We start from the raw sequence: 24831 nt of genomic DNA, 5'->3' as shown, positions 1-24831 counted from the left end.
GTTTTTTTAGTGGAGGGATGTCAGAAAGTGACTGCTCGGTGAAATTGTAGCGCTTCACAACCCGAGACCCAGCCTTTACTTTACCGGTAAAACCCAATACACTTACTTAGGTAAGTATTTTAAAGGGGCGGTTTGCATGGAGAATTTATTGTTTCATGAAATCCATCAGAAATCCCGTTTGGCGATCAAAGAAGTCAATGAGGTTCTGAAGGAATATGAATTATACAGCGCGCAATGGTCGATCTTGTTTTGCTTGAAACAATTTGGACCCATGACACAAAAGGAAATTTGGCAATATTTGAATGTGGAAGCGCCGACCGTTACGCGGACTCTCTCGAAGCTGGAAGAAAGCGGTTGGGCCGAGCGGAACGAAGGAACGGATAAGCGCCAGCGCATCGTCTGTTTGACGGCTAAGGCAGAATCGAGAGTTGCGGAAATCGAAGAGCGGGTCACGATGCTCGAAGATGATATGCTTTCGGATTTGAGCCAAGAGGAACAGCAGCAATTGAAGAACTTGCTGAAAAAGATCAAACCTGCGGCCCGTACAGAAAAGGATGTAATAAATGATTGAAAGAAAACCGATTTGGACAAAAAGCTTCATCAATATATCCATCAGCACTTTTTTCATCTTCACTGTCTTTTATGCGTTGCTGACGTATATCCCATTGTATGTAATGGAAGATTTAAACGGTACGGTGGCGGAAGGCGGCATGGCGACCTCCGTGTTTCTGGTCAGTGCCATCATCATGCGCCTGGCTGCAGGGATGATTCTCGATAAATTCGGCAATAAAGAAGTGCTGGTGTTTTCGGTGCTGATGTTTACAATCAGTACGATCCTCTATATTTTCATCGGCACATTCACGGCGCTGCTGCTTCTGCGCTTTTTCCATGGCATCTGGTTCAGCCTGGTAACTACGGTGGCGGGGGCAATTGCCGCTGATATTATTCCGCCGGAAAGACGGGGAGAAGGCATGGGGTATTATGCGATTGCCATGAACCTTGCTGTTGTGGCAGGGCCGTTCATCGCGCTGACCTTGCAGCCGCGGGTGTCCTCTCAAATAATTTTCATCATTTTCGGGGTGATTATGGTCATCGGTTTCGTTTGTGCCTTGATGGTTCAGGTGCAGAAGATACCGAAAGAAACAGCGCCTGCCCGCAAACTTTCCCTCAGCAATTTTCTGGAAACGAAAAGTATGCCGATTGCGAGTGTCGGCTTCCTTATTTCCTTCGCATACGCCAGCATCATTACGTTCATCTCGGTCTATGCGGATGCACTCGGCCTCCTGCAGACGGCCAGCTTCTTCTTTGTGGTCTATGCAGTAGCGATGCTGCTTGTTCGTCCGTTTACAGGCCGGCTGTTTGACGCGAAGGGACCGGATTATGTCATCATTCCTTCGATTGTCATTTTCGCCATCGGCCTGTGGACGCTCAGTTTCACGGCATCTTCCTGGATGCTGCTGTTGTCGGGAGCATTGATCGGATTGGGTTATGGGACATTATTGCCGAGCTTTCAAACGCTGGCGATTGAAGCGGCCGATAAACACCGAAGCGGTTATGCCACAGGCACCTTTTTCGCCTTTTATGACACCGGTATTGCTATCGGAGCAGTTGCGCTTGGTCTGATGGCTTCTGCGCTCGGCTATTCAAAATTGTATCTGACCTTAGCGGTATTTGTTTTGCTGATCGGCGTCTATTATAAATGGATAAGCCTTAGAACTGCCGGTTCTGTATCGCGCTGAACCGAATATAATTTTATTTAATAGGAAAAATGCATTATACTGAGAAGATAGTATGCAAGCAGAAGGGGTTTTTGTTTTCCATGGGACAAAAGAATGAGGAATTATACAATTACATAATCGGAAATAGAGACAGGATCACAGAAGAATGGCTGGCTAGCCGCATCAAGACGGACGGCTCTATGTATTCGAGCAATGCTTCCACTCAGGTTGAAGAGCAATTGAAAAAACAGAACAATGCTTTCATAGAAGCAGTGACGTCAGTGTTTACCAGCGATGGCGATGAGTTTCTCGGTGAATTGGATAGGTGGGTTGAAACAATTGCGACTGCACGTGCCCGCCAATCAGTTCCGCTTCATGAAGTAATTGCCCAGATTCGTGTATTCCGCCGGATTTACTGGGGTTATGTAAGGAAATTCTTTAATGAGGATTTCGAAGCTGACAGCAATGACGCATTAGAATGGGCCGAAATCCTAAACAATTCCTTCGATTACATCATCGAACGTTTTGCGATTCGCCATTATGAAGCGGATCAGCGAATTCTGCAAAGCCAGCAGCAGATGATTTATGAATTGAGCAGCCCTGTCATTCCGATTAAAAAAGGTGTCGGCATTCTCCCGTTAGTGGGAGATATTGATACACACCGCGCCAAAATCATTTTGGAAACAGCGCTTGAGCAAAGTGTGAAGCAGCAATTGGATACACTTTATATCGATTTATCGGCGGTGGCCATTATCGATACAATGGTGGCGCAGCAAATTTTCCAGGTGATGGCGTCGCTGAAAATTATCGGCGTACAGTCTGTATTGTCAGGCATTCGTCCGGAAATTGCCCAGACCGCCATCACGTTAGGCATCGATTTCAAAGACATCAAAGTCCATGCGAACCTGATGCGTGCTTTGGAGACCCAGGCTTAATCTAGAAAAGCGGAAGCGTCCGCATAAATAAAACCAGCCACAAGTTAAACCTTGCGGCTGGTTTTTCATTTAAAGTACATAATAATATACTGCCAGGAAATGGCACAGGCTGCCAAGCAGGATGAAGATGTGAAAGATTTCGTGAAAACCGGCATATTTGAATGACAGGAAGTTTGGTTTCACACCGTAGATGATGCCGCCAACTGTATACATGATGCCGCCGCCGATCAAGAGAGAAAGGCCGATAGCTGACAGGTTATCCGCCAAAGGCACTACGGCAAACACGATGATCCAGCCCATGATGATATAGATGGCCGTTGAAAGCCAGCGCGGTGAATGGAACCAGACCATCTTAAAGAGGATGCCGCTGATTCCAAGAGCGGCAACGAGGATGAAAACAGTCCAGCCCAGTGTGCCGTCGAGTGCAATCAGACAGAACGGCGCGTATGAACCTGCAATCAACAGAAAGATCATCGAATGATCCAGTTTTCTGAGAAAAGCGATGGTTTCAGGCTTTCCTTTTGCAGCATGGTAAACAGTCGATGCCGTATAAAGACAGATTAAGCTTGCGCCGAAAATGATGACTGACACAATATGAAGAGTCGGCAATGCTTCAGAGCTTGCTTTAATGACCATTGCTAAAAGCGCGGCAATAGACAGCACAGCTCCGATTAAATGGGATATAGCGTTGAAAGGTTCTCTGAAATATGTATCCATGTCATTATCTCCTCTTTGTTATGTAGTTATTATAACTACTTAATATAATATACATAGTTATTTTGCTAGTCAAGCTTGGCTATTCGGTGATCATAGTATAAAATCAAAGCAATAGCTTTATTGAGGGGGAGTTCGAACATGGCGGACGCCAAAAAGTTAATCAGCAGGCTCGCGCTGGAAAAAAAGATTCCGGTCGAAGAGATTCCAAAAATAGATTTATACATTGACCAGGTGATTCAGTTGTTTGACACAGGGTTCTCTGAGATGAAGAGAAATCCGGCTGAAAAAATCCTGACCAAGACCATGATCAATAATTATGCCAAAGGGAAATTGTTTTATCCGGTGACCAATAAGAAATATTCCCGGAATCACGTGATGTTAATCAGCCTGATTTATCAGATGAAAAGCGCCTTATCGATCAATGATGTGAAAAAAGTGCTTGCCGGCATCAATGAAAAAGCCGCGCAGAAAGAAATAGACCTCAGTGAATTCTATGACAGCTATCTGGAGATCCAGCGGCATAACGATGAAATTTTCAAGGGGAATCTGGAACAGCAGATGGAGAAAGTGGAAGCGGAGTCGGTGGAATTCGGCAAGGATCGGGAAGAGATCAACAAAGTGCTGTTGATCGCATCGCTTGTCCATATGAGCAATCTTTACAGAAGAGCGGCTGAAACTTTGGTTGATGAAATGGCGGAAGGGAAAGAGGCCTGATGGTAAAAGTATTAATTGATGCAGACGGTTGCCCAGTGGTGGACCAAACAATCGCCGCTGCCCGAAAATATAAGCTGGATGTAATTTTGTTATGTGATACATCTCATGAGATGTACCGGGAAGGCGCTGAAACGGTGACGGTCTCCAAAGGACCGGACGCAGTTGACTTCGTGCTGGTCAACCGGGTGAAAAAAGGGGATATAGTCGTAACACAGGATTATGGCCTGGCTGCGATGGTGCTCGCGAAGCAGGGCTATCCAATTGACCAGAACGGCCGGCTTTATTCGGAAGAAAATATTGACCAGCTTTTGCACGGCCGGCACATTGCCAAAAAAATCCGGCAGGGCGGCGGCCGGATGAAAGGACCGAAAAAGCGCAAACCGGAAGATAATGAAAAATTCACGATGAACCTCGAAGGGTTGATTGAAAATATAGCAGCAAAATGAACGATGGAGAGAGCCGTGCAAAGGCTGTCCCATCGTTTTTTCATTTTACTTGCAGGGAGTGAAAGTTCTTCAAGAGGGAATAATGTAAAAAACACGGAAATTATCCGAAAGGGGATTGGCATGGATAAAATATTGATCGTTGTTACAAATCATTCGGCGCTGGGGTCAAAGGGAAAGAAAACGGGATTATGGTTGAGAGAGCTTACGGATTTCTATCATGAAGTGAAAGGCCATTATGGGGTGGACATCGTCAGTACAGCGGCTGACCGCGTTCCGATTGATCCGCGGAGCTTGGTAGGGGCTGTTACGCATAAGCAGACACGGAATTATTATATGGATGATGATTTCATGGTCCAACTGAAAAAACCATTGGTGCCAGACCAAGTGAATCCTGAAGATTACACGGCAATCTACTTTACTGGCGGCCACGGAACAATGATGGATTTTCCGGATAACGACGGATTGCAGGAATTGACCCGGGATATTTACGAACAAGGCGGATACGTAACCGCTGTTTGCCACGGACCAAGCGGCATCCAGAACGTTCGGCTTTCAAATGGACGGCTGCTGGTTTCGGGTCATGTCGTAACCGGCTTTTCAGACAGGGAAGAAAAAATGATGGGCATGTATAAGCACATTCCTTTTTCACTTGAACAAGTGTTAAAGGAACGTGGAGGCTTGTTTAAAAAGGCACCAGTGCCAATGGCTGCCTGCACAGTGGTTTCAGGAAGGCTCATAACCGGCCAGAATCCGGCTTCTGCAAGAGGTGTTGCCCGTAAGTTGCTGGAGCAGCTTGAAACATACAGACAGAAAGAGAATGAAGACGTATATATCTTATGAAGTTGAAAAATCTTCAAATTTCCTAATTAAATTTGTTTTTTAAGGGTATACAAAATGATATGACGGAAATATAAAGTTTTATTTGGAGGGATTCGATGAAGAAATCAACAATGATTACAGTATTGACCAGTGCTTTTGCGGCGGTAGCCGGGATATTTGTCTATAAATCCTCTCAGGAAAAAGCGAAACAGGCTGCGCTTGAAAAAGACGTGGACATGCATAACAGCGACGAAATAGATAACCGTGAAAGTGTGGAAGCGGAGGAAGATGACGCTGAAAAAGGCTTGACTCAATTGGATTCAGCTTACCGGGACGAGTGGCAGGCAAATGCTTTTCCTCAGACGCACCGGGAAATGGAAGAATTGGAAAAAGACAAATAATACATGAATTTTCAGAGCGGAAGTAAAGAAAGTCTTACTTTCGCTCTTTTTGACGGTTTTATTTATGGAGAGGGGGGATTCATTTGTGGATCAGAAAACCATTTTTTGAGTATGCCACAGGCGCCTTGCTGATTTTAATCATCTTATTTTTTCTGGGCAAAATCGATTATGCGCTGTGGCCGTTTAAAGTTATAATTACTACACTTTTTGCGCCTATTTTAATCGCGGGCCTGTTTTATTATCTTCTGCGTCCGCTGGTTAATCTGCTGAGGCGCTATGTACCAAAATTAGCTGGCATAGCCATCGTTTTTGCCACGATTGCATTGATTCTTACAATTGGATTTTATATTTTCGGTCCTACCATTAAAGCGCAGGTGGAAAGCTTTATGGAGTTGGCGCCGAAAAAAGTGGAGGAAGTGACAGAGGAATCCGAAACCGCTATGGCGAGATTTGAATTTATGGGTGTCGAAGGTTCCGAAATCCGTGCAAGGGCATTATCTTATATAGAATCCGCATCAGACGGCTTGATTGATAATGTTGCCAGCCTCGTATCTGCTTTGATGAATATTGCAGTCGTCATCATCGTCGTGCCATTCATACTTTTTTTCTTATTAAAAGATGACGAAAAGCTGGTTCCGCATATCACGAAATACCTGTCTGAAGAACATAAGCCGGAAGGCCGGAAATTATTGAGCGACGTAGACTCAACCTTATCCGCCTATATCGTCGGCCAGGCACTGGTGGCCATGACAGTTGGGGTGCTGATGTACATCGGTTATGAAATTATCGGATTGGATTACGCATTGACGCTGGCGATCTTTGCGATGTTCCTCATTATCATTCCTTTTCTGGGACCGATTCTCGGAATCATCCCTGCCATATTTGTAGCTTTGGTTAATGGTGAACCTTTAATGGCAGTTAAAGTCGTACTTGTTCTCCTTGTTGTTCAGCAATTGGAAGGTAATCTGATTACACCGAATATCATGGGCAACCGACTGAACATCCATCCACTGACAATCATTCTATTATTAATGATTTCTGCCGCTCTTTACGGATTTATCGGATTGCTGATCGCCATTCCGCTGTATGCTGTATTGAAAACGCTGGTGCACAATTTCAGGCTTTTTATCAGGCTGAGAAAGAAACGGGAAGTTGCGCAGGGTTCTGACTGAGTCTACAGAAAAATATGATTATCTTATTAAGTTTGAGAATATTATGATATATTAGTAATGTACTTAATTTATACAAAGGGGGAAATATGATGAAAAAGTTTGGTTTTCTAATGATGCTTTTAGCATTGATGCTGTTTATCGCGGCATGTGGATCCGATGATGAATCGACTTCCGGGGGAGAAGGAAGCGGTACTGAAGGCGGCGAAGGAGAAACATATGAAGTAGGAATTGATACGACTTATCCGCCGTTCGAATATGAAGTGGACGGGGAATATACAGGGATTGATATCGACTTGATCAATGCGATTGCTGAAGATCAAGGTTTCAATATCAACTTCAATCCAATGGACTTTGGCGGAATCATTCCAGCTTTGCAAGCTGGACAATTGGACATTGCGATTGCCGGGATGAGTATTACGGATGAACGAAAAGAAATAGTGGATTTCTCTGATCCGTATTTCGATGCAGGATTGACGCTTGTTGTTCAATCAGATAACTCGGAAATCACTTCTTTGGAAGATCTTGAAGGCAAAACAGTTGCCGTTAAGAGCGGAACAACGGGAGCACAATTTGCTCGCGATAACGAAGAGGAATACGGTTATGAAATTGCACAATTTGAAGACAGTCCATCAATGTTCCAGGAAGTATCAAACGGTAATGCGGATGTTCTTCTTGAAGACTATCCAGTCATCGCCTATGCGATTGCTGAAAGTGGCCTTGACCTGAAAACTGTAGGTGACCGCTTGACTGGTGACCAATATGGTATCGCAGTACTTAAAGGCGAAAACGCCGATGTTCTTGAAAAAATCAACGCAGGGCTTCAGGCATTGCGTGACAGCGGCGAGTACGATGAAATTTTGAACAAATACATTTCTGAATAAAACATGGGATGCAGCGCGCAGATGCGCGCTGCGTTTTTTATAGGATAAGAAAGTAAATAATTTTAAGTTTAAGAAAGCTTTAGAAGGAGCGGATTTTTGTCCAGACTTCAGCGGCCCAGCTCTTCGGGTCATAAGTCAATCCAGTGTCTAGACCCTAACGGCCAACTCCTCGGACTTAAGTTGCCCTTCCTGTGCGGCAAAGAACGCCGCTTCGGAAGTTCATCTTAAGCCTGTCGGAGCTGAACGGCCGTTTTCGCTTTTCGAGTCTACGTGGTCAAGACCACTTCGCTGGCTTGCCTTATGCCTTTCAGAGCTTACCGGGCGCTTTCGCTTTTCTTATGGGGAGGGGTTATGTGAATGGATGCATGGATCAATACATGGGGTAATGCCTTGCCGTATTTACTGGAAGGCTTGCAAATTACACTCTACATCTTCATTATCGCTATTATTATCGGATTTTTAATCGGTTTGCTTATGGCTTTGCTGCGCTTGTCGCCGCTCAAGATATTGAATTGGATCGCCAAAATTTTCGTTGATGCCATTCGCGGTACACCATTTATCGTTCAATTGTTCTTCATTTACTTTGGATTGAACTCATTAGATTTTATTTCAATGGACAATACCACAGCCGGGATTGTAACGGTGGCAATCAATGCCGGGGCCTATTTCTCGGAAATTATCCGGGCCGGTATCCAATCGATCGATAAAGGGCAAACGGAAGCGGCGCGTTCACTGGGGTTGAATTCGACTCAAAACATGCGTCACATCATCTTGCCGCAGGCGTTCAGACGGATGCTGCCGACTTTCACCAACCAGGCAATCATTTCCCTGAAAGATACCTCGCTTCTTTCTGTAATCGGTGTTGCCGATTTGACACAGGAAGGGCGTATCCAGGCAAGTGCGACTTTCCAGGCGTTTGAGATCTACTTGCTTCTTGGTGTTATTTACTTCATCGTCATATACTTGCTCTCCATGCTGGCGAGCTTTGTAGAAAGGAAGTTTGTATTACGATGACTATGATCAGAGTTGAAAACCTAAAAAAATCATTCGGTGATCTTGAAGTTATAAAAGACATGAGTACAGTGGTCGAAGAAAAGGAAGTCATCTGCGTAATCGGTCCGTCCGGTTCAGGCAAAAGTACTTTTCTCCGCTGTTTGAACCGGCTGGAAGAGATCACGGACGGCCATGTTTATATTGAAGGCGTCGATATTACCGATCCGAAGAATAACATCAATAAAATCCGGCAGGATGTCGGCATGGTGTTCCAGCAATTCAATCTGTTTCCGCATAAGACAGTGATGCAGAATGTAACACTTGCACCTATGAAACTGAAGAACATGGACAAGGCCGCTGCTGAGAAAAAAGCGTACGAGCTGCTTGATAAAGTAGGCTTGCGTGAGAAAGCGAAAGCTTATCCAGGTGAACTTTCGGGCGGACAAAAACAGCGCGTCGCGATTGCCAGAGCGCTTGCCATGGATCCGAAAATCATGCTGTTCGATGAACCGACGTCTGCACTTGACCCGGAAATGGTCGGAGATGTGCTGGATGTAATGAAGGAACTTGCACGTGAAGGCATGACGATGGTTGTTGTAACCCACGAAATGGGCTTCGCTGCTGAAATGGGTGACCGCGTGCTGTTTATCGATGGCGGTTTTATCGTCGAAGAAAATGTTCCAAAAGAATTATTCGGCAATCCGCAGCACGAGCGGACGAAAGCATTCTTGAGCAAAGTTTTATAGACAGAAAAAATCCTTACCGAGAATTCGGTAAGGATTTTTTGTTTGTTGAAAAGAAAAAGCTTAGTAATCGATATTGCGCAAAACAGCTCCGCTTTCCTGGTGGCTTGCGCTGAGCTAACTCACCTGGGCGTCGTCGCTTTTCTACTCTTCGTCAAACACATGTACTTTCGTCATTTTGTCGCCGTTTTTCATTGCGCGTGCAATTTCAACGCCGTCTTTGTCGACTTGGCCGAATACAGTGTGCACGCCGTCAAGATGCGGTTGAGGCTCATGTACGATAAAGAATTGGCTTGAACCAGTGTCTTTGCCTGCATGTGCCATTGACAGGCTGCCTGCTTGGTGTTTATGCGGGTTATTGTCAGTTTCGCATTTGATTGTTTTGCCGCTGCCGCCAGCGCCAGTTCCAGTCGGGTCGCCGCCTTGGCTTACGAAGCCAGGGATAACGCGGTGGAATGTTACATCGTTATAGAAACCGGAGTTAGCCAGTTCCTCAAAGTTTGCTACAGTGTTTGGTGCTTCATTTGGGAAAAGTTCGAAATTGATGATTTCGCCGTTTTCCATGTGGATGTGGCCTTTTTTCGCCATTAAAAACATCTCCTTTTCGGTTTGTTCATTCTCAAGTATAGCGATTTTGATGGTCTGTGTATAATGATTTGACGGTTTACAGCGCTTTCAGCAATCCGCCGTCGACAATCAGCGATTGGCCAGTCATGTAAGAATTGGCTGAAGAGGCAAGAAAAACAAGGATTTTCGCGAACTCTTCCGGCTCACCCATGCGCCCTTTTGGAATCTGTTTCTCGGTGTTTTTAACAACTTGTTCGACCGTCAGATTCTGTTTGTCAGCGGCGATCTGATTGAGTTCTGCTACCCGGTCCGTGGCAATTTTGCCCGGTCCGACCGTATTGACCATAATATTATCGCCAGCCACTTCACGCGCCAGGGTTTTCGCGAAACCGACCATCCCTGCGCGGAAGGTATTTGATAAAATAAGTCCATCCAGAACTTCCTTGGTCGAAGAAGACGATACATTTACGATGCGCCCGAATTGCTGTTCTTTCATATAAGGAAGCACAGCGCGTGATGCGCGGATATAACTTAAAAGGTTCTGGTCGAAAGCTTTATACCAATCCTCATCCGTTACACCTTCAAAGCCGCCAGCTTTCGGTCCGCCGGTATTGTTGATCAGGACATCGACGCGTCCTGCTTTTTCGACGACAAAAGCGAAGAAATCTGCAATGTCCTGTTCGCTTGTCATGTCGCATGACTTATAGAAGACCTGGTCATTTTGCGATTGCTGTTTGATTTCTTCCGCCGTCTGCTGCAATTTATCTTCACTTCTGCTTGAAATAAAAACGATCGCCCCTTCTTTGGCAAATTCCATCGCTGTCGCTTTTCCAAGCCCCTTACTGGAAGCCATTACCGCCACCACTTTATCCTTCAATCCTAAATCCATCCGTTATTCACCCTTTCCGTTTAATCTACAATTCTCAGTTTACCGAACTGGGGCGTAGATTGCAGTTCAAAGATTCCGCAATTCTGAATTTTCTTTCCTGGAATTCAGTCAATAGTCCAATGGCGTGAAATAGGATAGAATATGATAGGATATATATATTGATACTAATGGGAGTGTTTTAAATGGAAGAACGCGAAATTTTTGATATTACGATTATCGGCGGCGGGCCAACAGGCTTGTTTGCTTCCTTTTATGGCGGAATGCGCAAGATGAAGGTAAAGATTTTGGACAGTCTGCCACAACTCGGCGGCCAATTGACAGAACTTTATCCTGATAAATACATTTACGATGTTGGAGGATTTTCCAAAGTCCTGGCGAAAGATCTGGTGGACAATTTGACTGTTCAAGCTAATTACGGTGATCCGACAATTTGTCTGGAGGAAACAGTGTCAGCTGCAGAACGCCACGGGGACCACTTTGTTATCCGTACTGATAAAGGGGAACATTACTCGAAAACGATCTTGTTGACTGCGGGAGTCGGTGCTTTCCAGCCGCGTAAATTGGCAGTTGAAGGCGCTGAAGAGTTTGAAGGGAAAACCTTGCATTACGGTGTGAAGGACCTTACGCTGTTCAGCGGTAAAAAAGTCGTTGTCCTTGGCGGAGGAGATTCCGCAGTGGACTGGGCTATGATGCTGGAAAATGTAGCTGATCAGGTAACCTTGAGCCACCGCCGCGACAAAATGACGGCGCATGAAGCCAATGTGGATACAATGATGGCCTCTACTGTAGACGTAATGAAGCCATATGGTGTTCAGGAATTGGTTGGTGAAAACGGAGAAATCCGCGAATTGGTGCTGATCGATAAAGAAGGCAATGAAGAACGCCTTGAAGTTGATCATGTCATCGTCAACTACGGAAACATTACATCTCTTGGACCGTTGAAAGAATGGGGACTTGAGATGGAGAAAAACTCTGTCGTTGTCAATTCTAAAATGGAGACAAGCATTGAAGGCATCTATGCTGCCGGAGATGTCGCCACATATGAAGGAAAAGTGAAATTGATTGCAGTAGGATTCGGCGAAGCGCCGACTGCCATCAATAACGCGAAAGCGTATCTTGATCCGAAATCCAAAGTTCAACCGCTTCACAGCACGAGTGTATTTAAATAAGAAAAGCGGAAGCGCCCGTTAAACTCTGAAAGGCATAAGACGGATTAGCGGAGCGGCGTCCTTTGCCGCATAGCTAAGCAGGCTTATGACCCGAAGAGTTGGGCCGCTGAAGTCTGGACAGAGAAACATCCGTTATGAAGTCTTACCAAGCAAAGAGTTAATACTGTCTTATCCTGTAAGAATGAGCATTCCCGCATTTCGCGGGAATGTTTTTTATATGTAAGGGAGTATAAATAATTAATCCGAAGGCCGTTGAAATAGTATAGGACAATAAAAAATCCCGTTGCCGATCATAAACAGTTGCTAGCCGATCACAAACGCCCCGTTGCCGATTATAAAATCATCTGCCGGACATTTTAAGCTATGCGTTTAAGTTTTTTACACGATAAATCCGACTTCAATTCGTAATCATTTATTTCTAAATAAAATGTTAAAAATCATTTATACTTTAACAAGCAGCAAATGAATGAAAAGGGCGGTCTACATGGGAAAATTATTCTTTTACAGTGATCAGATAACCGAAACTCCTGGAAATAAAAGATTGGATCATCTGCTTCTGGAAGGACTGAATCTTGAACACGCCAAAATAGCGTACATACCTTCTACAGAAGATAAAGAAAAGAAGTATTTCAAGCTCAAAGAACAATATTACCGGAATTATGGAGTCCAGAATATGATGTTTTTCGACCTTTACGGTGGATTTGATTCGGCAGGAATCGATGAGTTGCTGCAATGTGATATCATCCATCTCTCCGCCGGAAATCCGATCGAATTGAGGCAAGCCTTGAAGCGCAGAAAGATGGACGGACATCTAAAGGGGTATTTCGAACAAGGTGGAGTTTTGGCGGGAGTAAGCGCGGGAGCTGTGCAGTTCGGCAAATCAACGAAATTATTTCAATTGTATGCTGGCGATACCAATGAGGCACAGGAAGCGTTGCAATTTGTCGATTTCGAATTCCTGCCGCATTATAACCGCTGGAATGATGCCTTTAAAAAACAGGTATGGGATTATGCCCGATTAACCGGAACAACCGTTTATGCAGGGAATGACGGAGATGGTTTGATTGTGGAGGACGGTAAAATTCAATTCATCGGAGACATTATTGTCGTAAGCGGTGAGTAATTGACAAGGTTTATGTAACAACGAAAAAGGCATTTCCGCTATCGCAGCGGAAATGCCTTTTTTATTGTCTTCTGGCTCTTTTGGTTTTATTGACCAGCGGATCCTGTGAAGCAGCTTTGAAGAATGCAACGCCCATCAGCAGGACGACCACGGAAAATGGCAAGGCCGCAATAATGAGGATATTCTGTAATCCCTGTGTACCGCCAGAGAAGATGACGATTGCTGCGACAGCCGATTGGATCAGCCCCCATGTGATTTTCACAAGGTTCGGCGGATTAATCATACCGCCAGTTGTCTGCATGCCCAGTACGAATGTGGCTGAATCCGCGGAAGTGATGAAGAAGATGGCCACTACGAATAGGGTCATGATCGACATCACGGTTCCGAGCGGGTAATTCTGCAGCACACCGAAAGTGGCTGTTTCCAAGCTGTATTCGGAAATCTTGGCGATCCCGTTCTGTTCAAGATTAAGTGCTGATGCACCGAATACGGCAAAGAATATGAAACATACAATAGAGGGAACGAATAAGACACCCAGTACAAATTCCTTCACTGTACGTCCGCGTGAAATCCGCGCGATGAAAATTCCGACGAATGGCGCCCAAGAAATCCACCATGCCCAGTAGAAGATTGTCCAGCCATTCACCCAAGCGCGGCGGTCAGTATTCAAAGGTTCAAGATGGAAACTCATCGAGAAGAAATTGGACAGGTAGCCTCCCAGGCTGTTTGTAAATGTATCCAAAATGTAGAGCGTCGGTCCGACAATCAATAAAAGGAGGACAAGGGCGAAAGCCAGCACCATATTGATATTACTGAGGTATTTAATCCCTTTTCCGATCCCGGACCACGCGGAGATGATGAATAATACAGTTGCGACGGCAAGAATCAGTAATTGAAACGGAAACGTATTGGGAGTTCCCAAAAGAAAGTGCATGCCTTCGTTGATTTGGGCGGAACCGAACCCGAGAGTAGACGCGACACCGACTATAGTGGCAAAGACTGCTAAAACATCAATCAGCTTGCCGAGCGGTCCGGCCATGCGTTTTTTGCCAAACAAGGGAATCAGTGTTGCGCTGATAAGCCCTGGTGCTTCATTGTGGAATTTTGAATAAGCCAATGCCAGCGCAACCAAGCCATAGACAGCCCACGCATGCAGCCCCCAATGAAAGAACGAAAATTGCATGGCTTCAGTAATTGCCTGGTTTGTACCAGTTTCTCCGCGAGGAGCGCTGATGAATGCATGGGAAATCGGTTCTGAAGTGGTCCAGAAAACCAACCCCATTCCCATCCCGGCACTGAAGAGCATCGCAAACCAGGAAAGCAGGGAGAATTCCGGTTTATCATCCGATTTACCAAGTTTGATAGAAGAAAAACGTGAAAAGATGAGATAAATGCAGAATACAAGAATAACAAAAACAGTGGTCAAGTAATACCAACCGAACGCACTTGAGATGTCGGCCGTTAAATTACCTGTCAATTCCTTGAAGTTTTCCGGAGCAACAAAACCCCAAACAACAAGGCCAATACAGGTTGCCAATGAAATCCAGAACACGGATGTAACATTTCTCAAATCGATTCCTCCTTTAATAAGGAAATTTTGCAATGATTTATTTAGGGATGATATGCATGGACGAACAAAACCTCTGTTTCCGGATTTGATATCTGCTCAAGCCTTACGCAATTGGAAGCGTGATATCAAGGGATTGCTTCTTACTTGGTTTAGCCTATTTTTTATAGGGATAAACGCAAAGCGAGGAATAGAGAAGAAAGAAATTCATTAAAATATCTCGAACCCCGAATAAATAGTTTTATTACAATCTGTAATATAACGCACTTTCACGTAACGTAATTGTTAAATTAGAACCGTCGTTTTGTCATTGTACTGAAATGTTTAGGTGTTATAGTTTGTCTTGTGTTAGTGAAAAGGAGGAATTTCATTATATGAAAAAGCAAATCGTGACACTAACGGCAATCGCAGCTCTTAGTGTAGGCGCGGCAACAACTGCAAGCGCTGATTCAACGTATACAGTTAAATCCGGTGACACTTTGTGGGGAATCTCACAAGCCAACAATGTTTCAGTTAGTGAGTTAAAAGGGTGGAACGATCTTTCATCAGATCTTATTTTCCCGAAACAGCAACTTAGCATTGGGGAAGAAAAACAAGAAGCAGCAGTAGAGAAATCATCTTATACAGTTAAAAGCGGTGACACATTGTACCGTATCGCAGTAAACCACGGAATTTCATTGGACCAGCTAATGAGCTGGAACGGCATCACAGGCCACTTGATCTATCCTGGTGACAAATTGGTAGTAAGCGGGGGAACAGCAATCTCAGTTCCAAAAGCTCCAGCACCAGCAGCAACAACTACACCAGCGCCAGCGCAATCAACTGCACCGGCACAATCTTCTGCACCGGCAAAAGCACCACAATCCGGTAAAGAAATGACAGTATCAGCAACAGCTTACACAGCTTATTGCACAGGATGCTCAGGAATCACTGCAACAGGCATCGACTTACGTTCGAACCCGAACCAAAAAGTTATCGCAGTAGACCCTACAGTTATCCCACTTGGATCTACAGTATGGGTTGAAGGCTACGGAACTGCAATCGCTGGAGACACTGGCGGAGCTATCAAAGGAAACAAAATTGACGTGTTCATCCCGTCAAGAGATGCAGCTCTTCAATGGGGCCGCAAAAACGTAACAATCAAAATTCTTGAATAGAATAAACTAGCTACAAAGCCGAGGTGACCATTCCCTTGGCCTTTTTTAATGGAAAAAATATGGTTTGAGCTTAAACATATGATTAATTTGTAAGAAGATTCCGATATTTAGTGGAATTCAATTGTTTAATTCGATACACTGAGAGAGAACGATGATGCAATGAAGTAGAATCCGTGAATGGGAAAAAATATGTACCATAGGAGGATGCAGCGTGCCGATGAATATTAAAGTGATTGAGGATTTAAACAAGGTGAACGTTTCAAAATTGGTGGAAGAAAGCGAAGCGGAAGGTTACAGATTCCTAAGACGGCTGGTCAATCAATATGAAGACGGCACGAATACATTCAACAAGGCGGGCGAAGTGCTTTACGGAGTATGGGATCCTGCAGGAGAATTGGTGGCAATCGGTGGATTGAACAGAGATCCTTATTCCGATAAAAGCGGAATTGGCAGACTGAGAAGATTTTATATTTCGGAGCATGCACGGAGACAAGGCATAGGCACTAAATTGCTGAAAGAGATATTGAATTACGGCCAAGGCCATTTCAGTGAGATTGTTGTGCGTACTGATTCATCCATTGCGGATGCTTTTTATAGGGCGAACGGATTCTCAGGTGATCTCGGCATGCCTGATGTTACACATCATGTCATATTGGATAACGAATATTCCAAAGAAGCGAAATAATATAGTGCAAATTAGAGAGCTGCCGGAAAGTTTCGGCGGTTTTTTTTATTTACTATGTGGATTATTCACATATAAATCAATACTATAGAAGATAACAAGCGAGCCTTAATAAAATTTGAAAAGAGATGAAGTATGAGAAAAGTGACGGTAACAAATTACCAATCCGAGTGGAAACAGCAATTTCAGCAGGCCGCAGCAGAGATCAAAGAAATTTTCGGAGAAGAATGTGTTGAAATTCATCATATAGGCAGCACTTCAATAGAAGGAATGGCGGCAAAACCCATTATCGATATAATGCCGGTGGTGCGCGAAATAGAAACTGTTGACGGCTTGATCGTCGAAATGGAGAAGCTGGGGTATGAATCGAAAGGGGAGAATGGGCTTCCTGGCCGCAGATATTTCCAGCGGGGCGGCGATGAACGTACCCATCACGTACATATTTATGCAGAAGGGAATCCTGAAATCGAACGACATTTAGCATTCAGGAATTATTTAAGGGAAAATCCCCAAGAGGCGGAAGAATATGGTATCTTGAAGAAGAAACTGGCCAATGATTTTCCGTATAATATCGCACAATACATTGCCGGCAAAGAGGAACTGGTTGCCCGCATCGAAAAAAACGCAAAAGGTGGGATTTGATGGAAATGTCGAATTGGAAAGGCGCAGCCGGTATTTGCATCAATGACAATAGAGAAGTCTTGATGGTATTGCAGGGGCCGCCGGACGAGGAAAAGAAATGGGGCTTGCCTGCGGGACCGCCGGAAGGAGACGAAACGCTGGAAGAAAGCTGTATTCGTGAATTCTCCGAAGTGACGGGGCTGACGGTTCGTATTACTGAAAGCGCAGGAGTGAAAAAAGACAGCTTTGACAACGCTGACGTGTCGGTGGAATTGCATTATTTTCTAGTGGAAGTTATCGGCGGCGAAATTATCGTGCTGGAAGGGGATCCTTGGATTCAGGAGATTAAGTGGCAGCCGATTGAAAAACTTGAATTATTAGACCTTGCTGATCCGGAGGAAGCGGAACTGATCAAATCTTTACTCAAAAACTAGAGATGAAATATGGGGGATGGAAACCTTGGAGATGTTCGGAAGGGTAATGATGGCGTTGTTTATTGGGGTGGCCGTTTGTTTTCTCGGGGTGCCTGTTTTGTTTATCTTCGCATTAAATGGAGATTTGCATTTCATCGGCCTTGTTGTTGCAGCAATGATTTCTGTCTGGCTGCTATATATTTTTTCAGACATCGATTTATACAAAAAGCCGAAAGGGAAGAAGATTGCTGCTGGGATTATCGGTCTTTGTTTGTTGATTGGGGCTTCATTTTCAATTCCGCATTTTTACAAGCAAAGTTTTGCGAAGGTTGATGGAGAAGTCGACCTTTATGAATATGAACCTTTTACCGACAGCGATAAATTGGCACAGGCGGATTCCCCTTCCAGTTTTAAAATAGAAAATGACTTGCCAAAACTTGATGGTGCAACCGCACTTTATCCGCTGTATGCCGCGTTTACTGAAGCAGTCTATCCGAGCGGACAGTATCCGCCTTATGATCCCGCTTTCAGTAAAGTAGTTTCGACGACCACTCCTGAAGCTTATGACCGGCTCATCGAAGGCAAGACGGACATCATTTTCGTTGCCGGGCCGTCCAGCGGTCAATTAAAAAAAGCCGAAAACTTGGGTGTTGAACTCAGAATGACTCCAATCGGACGTGAAGCCTTCGTCTTTTTCGTCAATTCGAGAAATCCGGTGGACGGTTTGAAAAGCGAAGAAATTAAGAGGATTTATTCAGGGGAAGTGACGAATTGGTCGGACCTTGGTGGAAAAAACGACGAAATTCGTGCTTTTCAACGTCCGGTAGACAGCGGCAGCCAGACCACCTTCCTGAAATTCATGAGTGATACGCCAGTCCAAGAGCCGGAAATAGAAGAAATGGCTTCCGGTATGGGAGGCATCATCAGTGAAGTGGCGAGCTACCGAAATTACAAAAATGCCATTGGCTACACATTCAGGTTCTTCGCGGTGGATATGGTGCAAAACGATAAAATCAAATTATTGGCGATTGATGGCATAGAGCCGACCATCGATACAATTCGTTCCGATGAATATCCCATGGCGTCGGAATTCTATGCTGTAACGGCAGGGTCTGACAATCCGAATGTTGAAGCTTTCATCGAGTGGATTGTTTCGGAAGAAGGACAGGAATTGGTGGAATCCACCGGCTTCGTTTCTGTTAAGTGAGGGTTAGAAATCCGGGCAGCGGGTATTTTATATAGTAACAAATAATTAAAGGAGGGGAAGGCATGAAGAAGGATAAAGAAAATCACGAAGGTGAAGAATTGATTCCTGAAGTCGAGCCCCGTCGAAATGCGCCCAAAGATAAAGAAATGGATCCGATGCCGGACCGTGAATTGGAGTATGAGGAAAACTCCAATGAAAAATACAGAGACCAAAATTAATAATTATTGGAAAAGCAAGTCTTAACGGGCTTGCTTTTTTTAGCTGTTACATATTGTCGTTTAAGAGAGGAGGGGTGGCTGTGCCGAAATACACATTCAAACATACAGTTTGGCATGAAGAAGAGTCAGAAGCAGAAGCTGGATTTATGGATTTATTGCCCGAAGATATCCGCAGCCATTCCTGGCGGGACGAATCGAAGGAAATGACGGTCAATATACTCCATGCGGATACGGCAACGCGAGGGAAAGAAGCGATCTGGGGATCATTGATTTATAGACAGAACCCTAATGATAAAAACGATTTAAGGACATTGCATTTCTTTTTATCGACAGAAATTTTGCTGACGAATAAACTCGATTATGATGAAGACGAAGATATGGACAAAGAAAAAATTCTTCAGCAAATGGACCAGGCAGATACACCTTTAGAATTACTGATGATTTTACTCGGTGCAATGACGGGATCTTTGCTGCACAAAATCGATGGTTTTGAAGAAAGGCTTCGTAATCTGTTATGGGAAATCAGAGAGCAGAACAATAAACAAACCTTGGCGGAAATCGAAAATATCCGGCATGAAATTTTGCTTTGGAAGAATATCATTCTTGGATTTGTCGAAATGAAATTGGTAATGCCCGAAACCTTCGGCAAAAAAATTACGGAAGGACCGGAATATTACAGGACCTCAGCCCGAATCAACCGGCTCAGTATGCTGATCGATGCTTACGAAGACGAAGTGAATAATATGGTGGACATGGAAAATGTCGTTGCCAATTACCGAGGCAACGAAATCATGAAGACCCTGACGGTGCTGACCACGTTATTCACTCCTGTCATGGCTTTTGGCGCTCTGTGGGGCATGAACTTCGAACATATGCCTGAACTGACATGGACTTTCGGCTACCTTGTTTCGCTGATCGTAATCATTGTGTCAACGGGCATACTTTACTACTACCTGAAAAGCAAAGGCTGGACTGGGGATATTCTTCAGTCAATAAAAAATGACAGCTCGATCAAAAACAGCCGGCGGGAATGAACCTGCCGGCTGTTTTTTGGAACATCACACTGTATGGAATATTCTGATTTCAAATTGACGGTTCCGCCGGTATCAGGTAAAATGAAACAAATGAACGAAGGAGGTGGGTATGATGAATCAAACTGGTAAGCGCATGACGGAATGTCAGGAATATCTTTACATTCTGCATGGCGTCACTTTCACTGGAATCGATGCAAGGGAGAAGTCTGTCCTTTTTCAGCTAATCGAATCATGTGAAATTTACCAGTAAGAGACATCTGCCTGCAAACGGAATTACCAAAAGGCATGCGTCTTTGCATGCCTTTTTTGTTTTGGCCGGCGTCTCTTCCATAGACGAAAGGAAGAGAACTATGATAATCAGCCAATTTCAACATTTACAATGCCATTTTGCGACACATAAATTATTCGACCATATAAGAGGTGAAATTGCGGAAGGCAAACGAATCGGTCTTGTCGGCCGAAATGGTGAAGGGAAAACGACGCTGCTGAACATTTTAGCCGGCGATCTTGAACCGGAAGAAGGAACAGTGACCTGGAAAAAAGGAAGTGTCGTCGGTCTGTTGAAGCAGACCCCTGACGAACAGGGGGATATGGCGGTCCATCAGTTATTGACTGCTGTATTTGCGGAGCTGACTGAAACTCAGGAGCAATTGAAGATGATGGAGAAGCGGATGGAAACGGCAGAGCCGGCGGAACTGGAAAAGCTGCTGTCACGTTACGGCAGTGTTCAGGATGACTTCATCCGGCGCGGCGGCTATGAAATCGATGTCCGAATCGACCAGGTATTGAACGGATTGAAGATAATCCATTTGAAATACGAGAGCTGGAATCACCTGAGCGGCGGGGAACGCACCAAGGTAGGCCTCGCGAAACTATTGCTGCAGGAACCGGATCTTTTACTGCTGGACGAACCGACGAATCACCTTGATCTCGAGGCGATTGAATGGCTGGGCTCGTTCATCAGCCATTATAAAGGGACTGTGGTGCTGGTCTCGCATGACCGTTATTTCCTTGATGAAACCGTTACGCATATTTGGGAATTGGATCAGGGAGAGCTGATTCAATATACGGGGAATTATTCCGCTTATGTGAAAGAGCGGGAAACACGGCTGTTGATCGAGTTCCAGCAATTCCAGGATCAGCAGAAAAAGATTCAGAAGATGAAGGAAACGATCAAGCGGCTGAAAGAATGGGCGAACCGGGCCAATCCACCGAATGCGGGAATGCACAGAAGAGCCAAAAGCATGGAGAAGGCACTGGCACGGATAGAAGTTCTCGACCGGCCGGTTCTTTCCAGAAAGCAGATGGCTCTCGATTTTCAATCCGGCGAACGCAGCGGCCGGGACGTGGTATTAATGGAAGACGTTTGGAAAGGTTATGGTGAGCGCATCCTTTTCCACGAGGCATCGCTGCATATCCGATTTGGCGAGCGTGTGGCCATTGTCGGCTCCAACGGAACAGGCAAAACGACCTTGCTCAATCTCATACTCGGCAATGAAGAAATTGATGCCGGCACGATTAGAAAAGGCAGCAGCTTATCCATCGGGCATTTATCTCAGCATACGCTTGAGATGGACAACGACCGGAGCATCATTGACGAATTCAGGGATGCGGTGCCTGTATCCGAATTTGAAGCCCGGCATTTATTGGCGAAATTCCTGTTCTTTGGAAACATAGTCTTCCAACCGGTCCGGCAATTGAGCGGCGGCGAACGGATGAGGCTGCGGCTCGCGCAATTGATGCACATGAACCATAATCTGCTGGTGTTGGATGAACCGACCAACCATTTGGATCTGGAAGCGAAAGAAGTTATGGAAGAGGCTTTGGCGGACTTTCCCGGTACGATTATCGCGGTCTCGCATGATCGCTACTTCCTGGATAAATTGTTTCCGGTGACCTACTGGCTCCATGATCAGCAGATTGAGCGTTTCGAAGGCGGTTATTCTGCGGCGAAAACAAAGCGTGGTTTGTTGGCGGTCGAATAATATTTTTCCCGTTAAGCTTGTAAGGCTCGTTGTTATGGCATAATGGGGAGAGTTATGAATTTGACTATCGAAGGAGCAAATGGAATTATGGCTGCAATTGGTACAATACCAACTAATATATCTTTACTCAGTGCGCTTGATCATATAGGGGAAACGATTATGATTGCGGATACTTCTTACAATATCAGGTGGATGAATTCGGAAGCCTGCCGTCTATTGGCAGAAGTTGCACCTTTGTATGGAATAAAGGATTGCGAAGAAATGATCGGGATGAATATGGATTTATTCCATAGAATGCCGGAGCACCAACGAAGAGTGATGGGCGACTTAAAAGACGTCCACCGCGCAAGGATCACCATCCGAAATGAATTCGTCACGGACATTGTCATCACACCAATTGATGGGGAAAATGGCAGTATTGACGGCTATATCATTATGCTGATGGATGTCACTACCCAAGCGGAAGAGAAAGCACGGACCGAGAAACTTATCAAAGAATTGTCTATTCCAATGCTGCATATTTGGGACAAGACACTTGCGCTCCCGTTGATCGGTGAATTTGATAAAGCGCGTTCCGACCAATTGACTGCCACTGTCCTGACTGAATGCGCTGAAAAAAGCATCGAATATGTCTTGCTGGATTTGAGCGGCATTACAGAATTCGAAAACCAGGTGCGTTACCAGATCCAAATGATGGCGGATAGCCTCAGTTTAATCGGCACTTCCTGCATTTTAGTTGGCATCAGCCCGCAACTGGCAATGTCGATTGTCCAATTGGAAAGCAATATCCCGACATTCAGTTCCGCTTACTCCGGACTGCATTATATAATGGAAAAACAAAAGTAATAAGAAAAGCGCAACACCCGTTTTTAAGAACCTTCAGGATTAAAAAATTATACTTTCTTAATCAAAAGAAAAAGCGGCCATCTGAATTTCAGATGTGCCGCTTTATTTTGTTTCTACAGGTGCTTCGATCCATTCCTGGGACCAGCTTTGGATTTCGTCCATCACCGGTTTCAATGATTTTCCTTTTTCGGTCAGTTCATATTCGATGCGGACCGGTGTTTCGGGATAAACAGTGCGTGAAACGAGCCCTTGGACTTCGAGATTTTTCAAGCGTTCAGAAAGCAAGCGTCCGCTGATGCCGATCACTTCGGTCAATTGGCTGAAGCGCTGCGGCCCAGATAACAGCTGATAGATGATTAAACCTGTCCAACGCTGGCTGAGGATGGAAATGGCAGATTCGAAACGGGGACAGATGACAGATGTGTCCATGATTGCTCACTCCTTTCTTCATATAATAGCACAGCTCAGCTCTAATATAAAAGAATTAAGTTACTTGACACTTTATAGTAACTAAACTACAATTGGTTACATAAAGTAACTAACTATAAATGAAATGAGGACTGCAATATGAATTTTCACCAAAAACCTGTGACTTATACAGATGAAGTAGGGTTAAAAGTGTTGGACATGGCAGGGATGAAGAAGTTTTATCAGGATATCATCGGATTTCAAGTAATTTCCGAACAAGCCAACGAGGTGCGCTTGGGGACAGACGGGAAAAGCCTGATCAGATTGACAGCCCGTGAAGGGGTGGAGCCGAAACAAGATCGATACGCCGGCTTATATCATTTCGCGATTTTATTGCCGAGCCGTAAAGAATTGGGTAAAATTTTGCTGCATCTTCATCAGCAAGGGATTCGCCTGGGTTCATCCGATCACTTGGTGAGCGAAGCGCTGTATTTATCGGACCCGGAAGGAAACGGCATTGAAATCTACCGTGACCGCGATCCGGAGGAATGGAAATGGAACAACGGTGAAGTGGCGATGGCGGTCGATCCGATCGATGCTGAGGGAGTGGTGCAGGAAGCGGCCTTATCCAATGAAAGCTGGAGCGGTATGCCGTCGGGCACTGTAATGGGCCACGTCCATCTGCATGTCTCAAACCTTAACGAAGCGCAAGAGTTTTATACGGAAGGTCTTGGATTTGAAGTTGTGACTTCGATGGGCGGCCAGGCATTATTCCTGTCCGACCAGAAATACCATCACCATATCGGCCTCAATGTCTGGAACGGCATCGGCATACCGGCTCTTCCGGACCAAACAGCGGGACTGGATTTCTACACACTGGTTTTCGCTGACGAAGCGAAGCGCAGCCAAACTGCTGAACGCCTTCGCGCACTTGGCGCAGAAGTGACAGAAGCAGCGGATTACTGGGAAACGCGCGATCCATCCGGCAATAAAATCAGAATGGCAGTTTAAGAATATAGAAAACCCGGCTCATTATTAGAGCCGGGTTTTCTATTGCTCAAAAGAAATCTTGGAGCAGCTTTGACCATCTTCCATGAAAAATATATCGTCAGCGTTTTTGGCTGATAATTGTGAGATTGCATAATTGTCTGCGGCAGCAGAATGATTTGTCCGCATTTCCTGATAGGCCAGCTGGCGTTCCTGGCTCTTTAAGTCTTCTAACGGGTTGCCGTAGAACATAAGCAGGATCGATCCAAATGCAACGGTGATTAAAGTGATGCCCAAAAATGAAAGGAATCCCTTCATATGAAACCCCGCTTTCTAGTGTTTGCTTATTATATGTAACGCCAGGCAAACGGAAAGGTTCCCTGTTGATGTAAGCCGCCGACTGGGCGATACTTATTTTA

30 protein-coding genes are annotated in these 24831 nt (G+C 44.9%); 24 read left to right on the top strand and 6 right to left on the bottom strand.

All coding sequences use genetic code 11. The features are described 5' to 3' along the window. The first annotated feature begins 136 nt into the window (after window positions 1-136). The 3 genes from AC2Q9J_RS11605 to AC2Q9J_RS11595 all read left to right on the top strand — a co-directional run bounded on the left by AC2Q9J_RS11605 (window position 137) and on the right by AC2Q9J_RS11595 (window position 2653). Window positions 137-571 (top strand): MarR family winged helix-turn-helix transcriptional regulator, encoded by a 435-nt coding sequence (locus AC2Q9J_RS11605; RefSeq protein WP_499040051.1) that lies wholly within the window; start codon window positions 137-139, stop codon window positions 569-571. Beyond that, window positions 564-1739 (top strand): MFS transporter, encoded by a 1176-nt coding sequence (locus tag AC2Q9J_RS11600; protein ID WP_499040049.1) that lies wholly within the window; start codon window positions 564-566, stop codon window positions 1737-1739. Before AC2Q9J_RS11605 ends, AC2Q9J_RS11600 begins: the two co-directional genes overlap by 8 nt. Window positions 1740-1819: 80 nt before the next feature. Continuing rightward, a complete protein-coding gene (locus AC2Q9J_RS11595) occupies window positions 1820-2653 on the top strand; it encodes an STAS domain-containing protein (protein WP_499040047.1) in 834 nt (277 codons plus the stop codon). Between the two features lie 69 nt (window positions 2654-2722). Here the strand turns inward: AC2Q9J_RS11595 and trhA are convergent, their stop codons facing one another. Further along, complete coding sequence (gene trhA, locus AC2Q9J_RS11590) at window positions 2723-3370, bottom strand: PAQR family membrane homeostasis protein TrhA (protein WP_499040045.1); 648 nt, start codon at window positions 3368-3370, stop codon at window positions 2723-2725. Window positions 3371-3508: 138 nt separating this feature from the next. Between trhA and AC2Q9J_RS11585 the strand changes: the two genes are divergently transcribed. The 8 genes from AC2Q9J_RS11585 (at window position 3509) to AC2Q9J_RS11550 (ending at window position 9542) form a co-directional block, all read left to right on the top strand. Next, the gene (locus AC2Q9J_RS11585; RefSeq protein ID WP_499040043.1) at window positions 3509-4084 is read left to right on the top strand and encodes a DUF1836 domain-containing protein; all 576 of its coding nucleotides are present in this window, start codon (window positions 3509-3511) and stop codon (window positions 4082-4084) included. Beyond that, window positions 4084-4530 (top strand): YaiI/YqxD family protein, encoded by a 447-nt coding sequence (locus tag AC2Q9J_RS11580; protein WP_499040041.1) that lies wholly within the window; start codon window positions 4084-4086, stop codon window positions 4528-4530. The genes AC2Q9J_RS11585 and AC2Q9J_RS11580 overlap by 1 nt, the downstream gene beginning before the upstream one ends. Window positions 4531-4650: 120 nt before the next feature. After that, the gene (locus AC2Q9J_RS11575; protein WP_499040039.1) at window positions 4651-5370 is read left to right on the top strand and encodes a type 1 glutamine amidotransferase domain-containing protein; all 720 of its coding nucleotides are present in this window, start codon (window positions 4651-4653) and stop codon (window positions 5368-5370) included. A gap of 95 nt (window positions 5371-5465) precedes the next feature. Further along, on the top strand, window positions 5466-5750 hold the full coding sequence (locus AC2Q9J_RS11570; protein WP_499040037.1) for a hypothetical protein: 285 nt from the start codon (window positions 5466-5468) through the stop codon (window positions 5748-5750). Between the two features lie 83 nt (window positions 5751-5833). Then, a complete protein-coding gene (locus tag AC2Q9J_RS11565; protein ID WP_499040035.1) occupies window positions 5834-6922 on the top strand; it encodes an AI-2E family transporter in 1089 nt (362 codons plus the stop codon). 89 nt (window positions 6923-7011) lie between these two features. Continuing rightward, window positions 7012-7803 carry a transporter substrate-binding domain-containing protein gene (locus AC2Q9J_RS11560; protein ID WP_499040033.1) on the top strand — a complete coding sequence of 264 codons (792 nt, stop codon included), beginning with the start codon at window positions 7012-7014 and terminating at the stop codon, window positions 7801-7803. Window positions 7804-8172: 369 nt separating this feature from the next. After that, on the top strand, window positions 8173-8817 hold the full coding sequence (locus AC2Q9J_RS11555; protein ID WP_499040472.1) for an amino acid ABC transporter permease: 645 nt from the start codon (window positions 8173-8175) through the stop codon (window positions 8815-8817). After that, window positions 8814-9542: an amino acid ABC transporter ATP-binding protein gene (locus AC2Q9J_RS11550; protein ID WP_499040031.1), complete on the top strand. Its 729-nt coding sequence runs from the start codon at window positions 8814-8816 to the stop codon at window positions 9540-9542. The genes AC2Q9J_RS11555 and AC2Q9J_RS11550 overlap by 4 nt, the downstream gene beginning before the upstream one ends. A gap of 141 nt (window positions 9543-9683) precedes the next feature. On the opposite strand, the gene AC2Q9J_RS11545 is transcribed toward AC2Q9J_RS11550, so the two are convergent. Together AC2Q9J_RS11545 and AC2Q9J_RS11540 are read right to left on the bottom strand one after the other, a co-directional pair. After that, on the bottom strand, window positions 9684-10127 hold the full coding sequence (locus tag AC2Q9J_RS11545) for a peptidylprolyl isomerase (protein WP_121634920.1): 444 nt from the start codon (window positions 10125-10127) through the stop codon (window positions 9684-9686). A 76-nt stretch (window positions 10128-10203) separates the two neighbouring features. After that, window positions 10204-10995: an SDR family oxidoreductase gene (locus AC2Q9J_RS11540; RefSeq protein ID WP_499040028.1), complete on the bottom strand. Its 792-nt coding sequence runs from the start codon at window positions 10993-10995 to the stop codon at window positions 10204-10206. 182 nt (window positions 10996-11177) lie between these two features. On the opposite strand from AC2Q9J_RS11540, the gene AC2Q9J_RS11535 reads away from it, so the two are divergent. Together AC2Q9J_RS11535 and AC2Q9J_RS11530 are read left to right on the top strand one after the other, a co-directional pair. Continuing rightward, window positions 11178-12164 carry an NAD(P)/FAD-dependent oxidoreductase gene (locus AC2Q9J_RS11535; RefSeq protein ID WP_499040026.1) on the top strand — a complete coding sequence of 329 codons (987 nt, stop codon included), beginning with the start codon at window positions 11178-11180 and terminating at the stop codon, window positions 12162-12164. A gap of 484 nt (window positions 12165-12648) precedes the next feature. Beyond that, window positions 12649-13287, top strand: a complete 639-nt coding sequence (locus tag AC2Q9J_RS11530; RefSeq protein WP_499040024.1) for a Type 1 glutamine amidotransferase-like domain-containing protein — start codon at window positions 12649-12651, stop codon at window positions 13285-13287. 61 nt (window positions 13288-13348) lie between these two features. Here AC2Q9J_RS11530 and AC2Q9J_RS11525 read toward each other — a convergent pair whose 3' ends face one another. Continuing rightward, window positions 13349-14857 (bottom strand): BCCT family transporter, encoded by a 1509-nt coding sequence (locus tag AC2Q9J_RS11525; RefSeq protein ID WP_499040022.1) that lies wholly within the window; start codon window positions 14855-14857, stop codon window positions 13349-13351. Window positions 14858-15228: 371 nt separating this feature from the next. Between AC2Q9J_RS11525 and AC2Q9J_RS11520 the strand changes: the two genes are divergently transcribed. The 10 genes from AC2Q9J_RS11520 (at window position 15229) to AC2Q9J_RS11475 (ending at window position 23017) form a co-directional block, all read left to right on the top strand. Beyond that, a complete protein-coding gene (locus tag AC2Q9J_RS11520; protein WP_499040021.1) occupies window positions 15229-16011 on the top strand; it encodes a 3D domain-containing protein in 783 nt (260 codons plus the stop codon). A gap of 217 nt (window positions 16012-16228) precedes the next feature. Next, window positions 16229-16696, top strand: coding sequence for a GNAT family N-acetyltransferase (locus AC2Q9J_RS11515; RefSeq protein ID WP_499040470.1), 468 nt, complete (start codon window positions 16229-16231; stop codon window positions 16694-16696). 132 nt (window positions 16697-16828) lie between these two features. After that, a complete protein-coding gene (locus AC2Q9J_RS11510; protein WP_499040019.1) occupies window positions 16829-17335 on the top strand; it encodes a GrpB family protein in 507 nt (168 codons plus the stop codon). Then, on the top strand, window positions 17335-17748 hold the full coding sequence (locus AC2Q9J_RS11505) for an NUDIX hydrolase (protein ID WP_499040017.1): 414 nt from the start codon (window positions 17335-17337) through the stop codon (window positions 17746-17748). Before AC2Q9J_RS11510 ends, AC2Q9J_RS11505 begins: the two co-directional genes overlap by 1 nt. 31 nt (window positions 17749-17779) lie before the next feature. After that, on the top strand, window positions 17780-18934 hold the full coding sequence (locus AC2Q9J_RS11500; RefSeq protein ID WP_499040468.1) for a PstS family phosphate ABC transporter substrate-binding protein: 1155 nt from the start codon (window positions 17780-17782) through the stop codon (window positions 18932-18934). Between the two features lie 62 nt (window positions 18935-18996). Beyond that, the gene (locus AC2Q9J_RS11495; protein ID WP_165850173.1) at window positions 18997-19152 is read left to right on the top strand and encodes a hypothetical protein; all 156 of its coding nucleotides are present in this window, start codon (window positions 18997-18999) and stop codon (window positions 19150-19152) included. A gap of 80 nt (window positions 19153-19232) precedes the next feature. Continuing rightward, window positions 19233-20186: a magnesium transporter CorA family protein gene (locus AC2Q9J_RS11490; RefSeq protein WP_499040014.1), complete on the top strand. Its 954-nt coding sequence runs from the start codon at window positions 19233-19235 to the stop codon at window positions 20184-20186. Window positions 20187-20298: 112 nt separating this feature from the next. Next, window positions 20299-20436 carry a hypothetical protein gene (locus AC2Q9J_RS11485; RefSeq protein WP_165843797.1) on the top strand — a complete coding sequence of 46 codons (138 nt, stop codon included), beginning with the start codon at window positions 20299-20301 and terminating at the stop codon, window positions 20434-20436. A gap of 100 nt (window positions 20437-20536) precedes the next feature. Further along, the gene (abc-f, locus tag AC2Q9J_RS11480) at window positions 20537-22171 is read left to right on the top strand and encodes a ribosomal protection-like ABC-F family protein (protein WP_499040012.1); all 1635 of its coding nucleotides are present in this window, start codon (window positions 20537-20539) and stop codon (window positions 22169-22171) included. A gap of 54 nt (window positions 22172-22225) precedes the next feature. Then, a complete protein-coding gene (locus tag AC2Q9J_RS11475) occupies window positions 22226-23017 on the top strand; it encodes an STAS domain-containing protein (RefSeq protein WP_499040010.1) in 792 nt (263 codons plus the stop codon). Between the two features lie 102 nt (window positions 23018-23119). On the opposite strand, the gene AC2Q9J_RS11470 is transcribed toward AC2Q9J_RS11475, so the two are convergent. Then, window positions 23120-23446: a winged helix-turn-helix transcriptional regulator gene (locus AC2Q9J_RS11470; RefSeq protein WP_499040008.1), complete on the bottom strand. Its 327-nt coding sequence runs from the start codon at window positions 23444-23446 to the stop codon at window positions 23120-23122. Window positions 23447-23584: 138 nt separating this feature from the next. Here AC2Q9J_RS11470 and AC2Q9J_RS11465 point away from each other — a divergent pair, with 138 nt between their 5' ends. Further along, window positions 23585-24436 (top strand): VOC family protein, encoded by an 852-nt coding sequence (locus tag AC2Q9J_RS11465; protein ID WP_499040006.1) that lies wholly within the window; start codon window positions 23585-23587, stop codon window positions 24434-24436. 39 nt (window positions 24437-24475) lie between these two features. Here the strand turns inward: AC2Q9J_RS11465 and AC2Q9J_RS11460 are convergent, their stop codons facing one another. Beyond that, entirely contained in the window at window positions 24476-24730 is a 255-nt protein-coding gene (locus AC2Q9J_RS11460) for a hypothetical protein (protein WP_499040005.1), read from the bottom strand. Between the last annotated feature and the right edge of the window lie 101 nt (window positions 24731-24831).

The sequence above is a fragment of the Planococcus sp. RAB007_Raresut genome, from assembly GCF_057369535.1.
The sequence above is the reverse complement of the archived record's forward strand: the minus strand, read 5'-3'. Positions and strand labels throughout refer to the sequence as shown.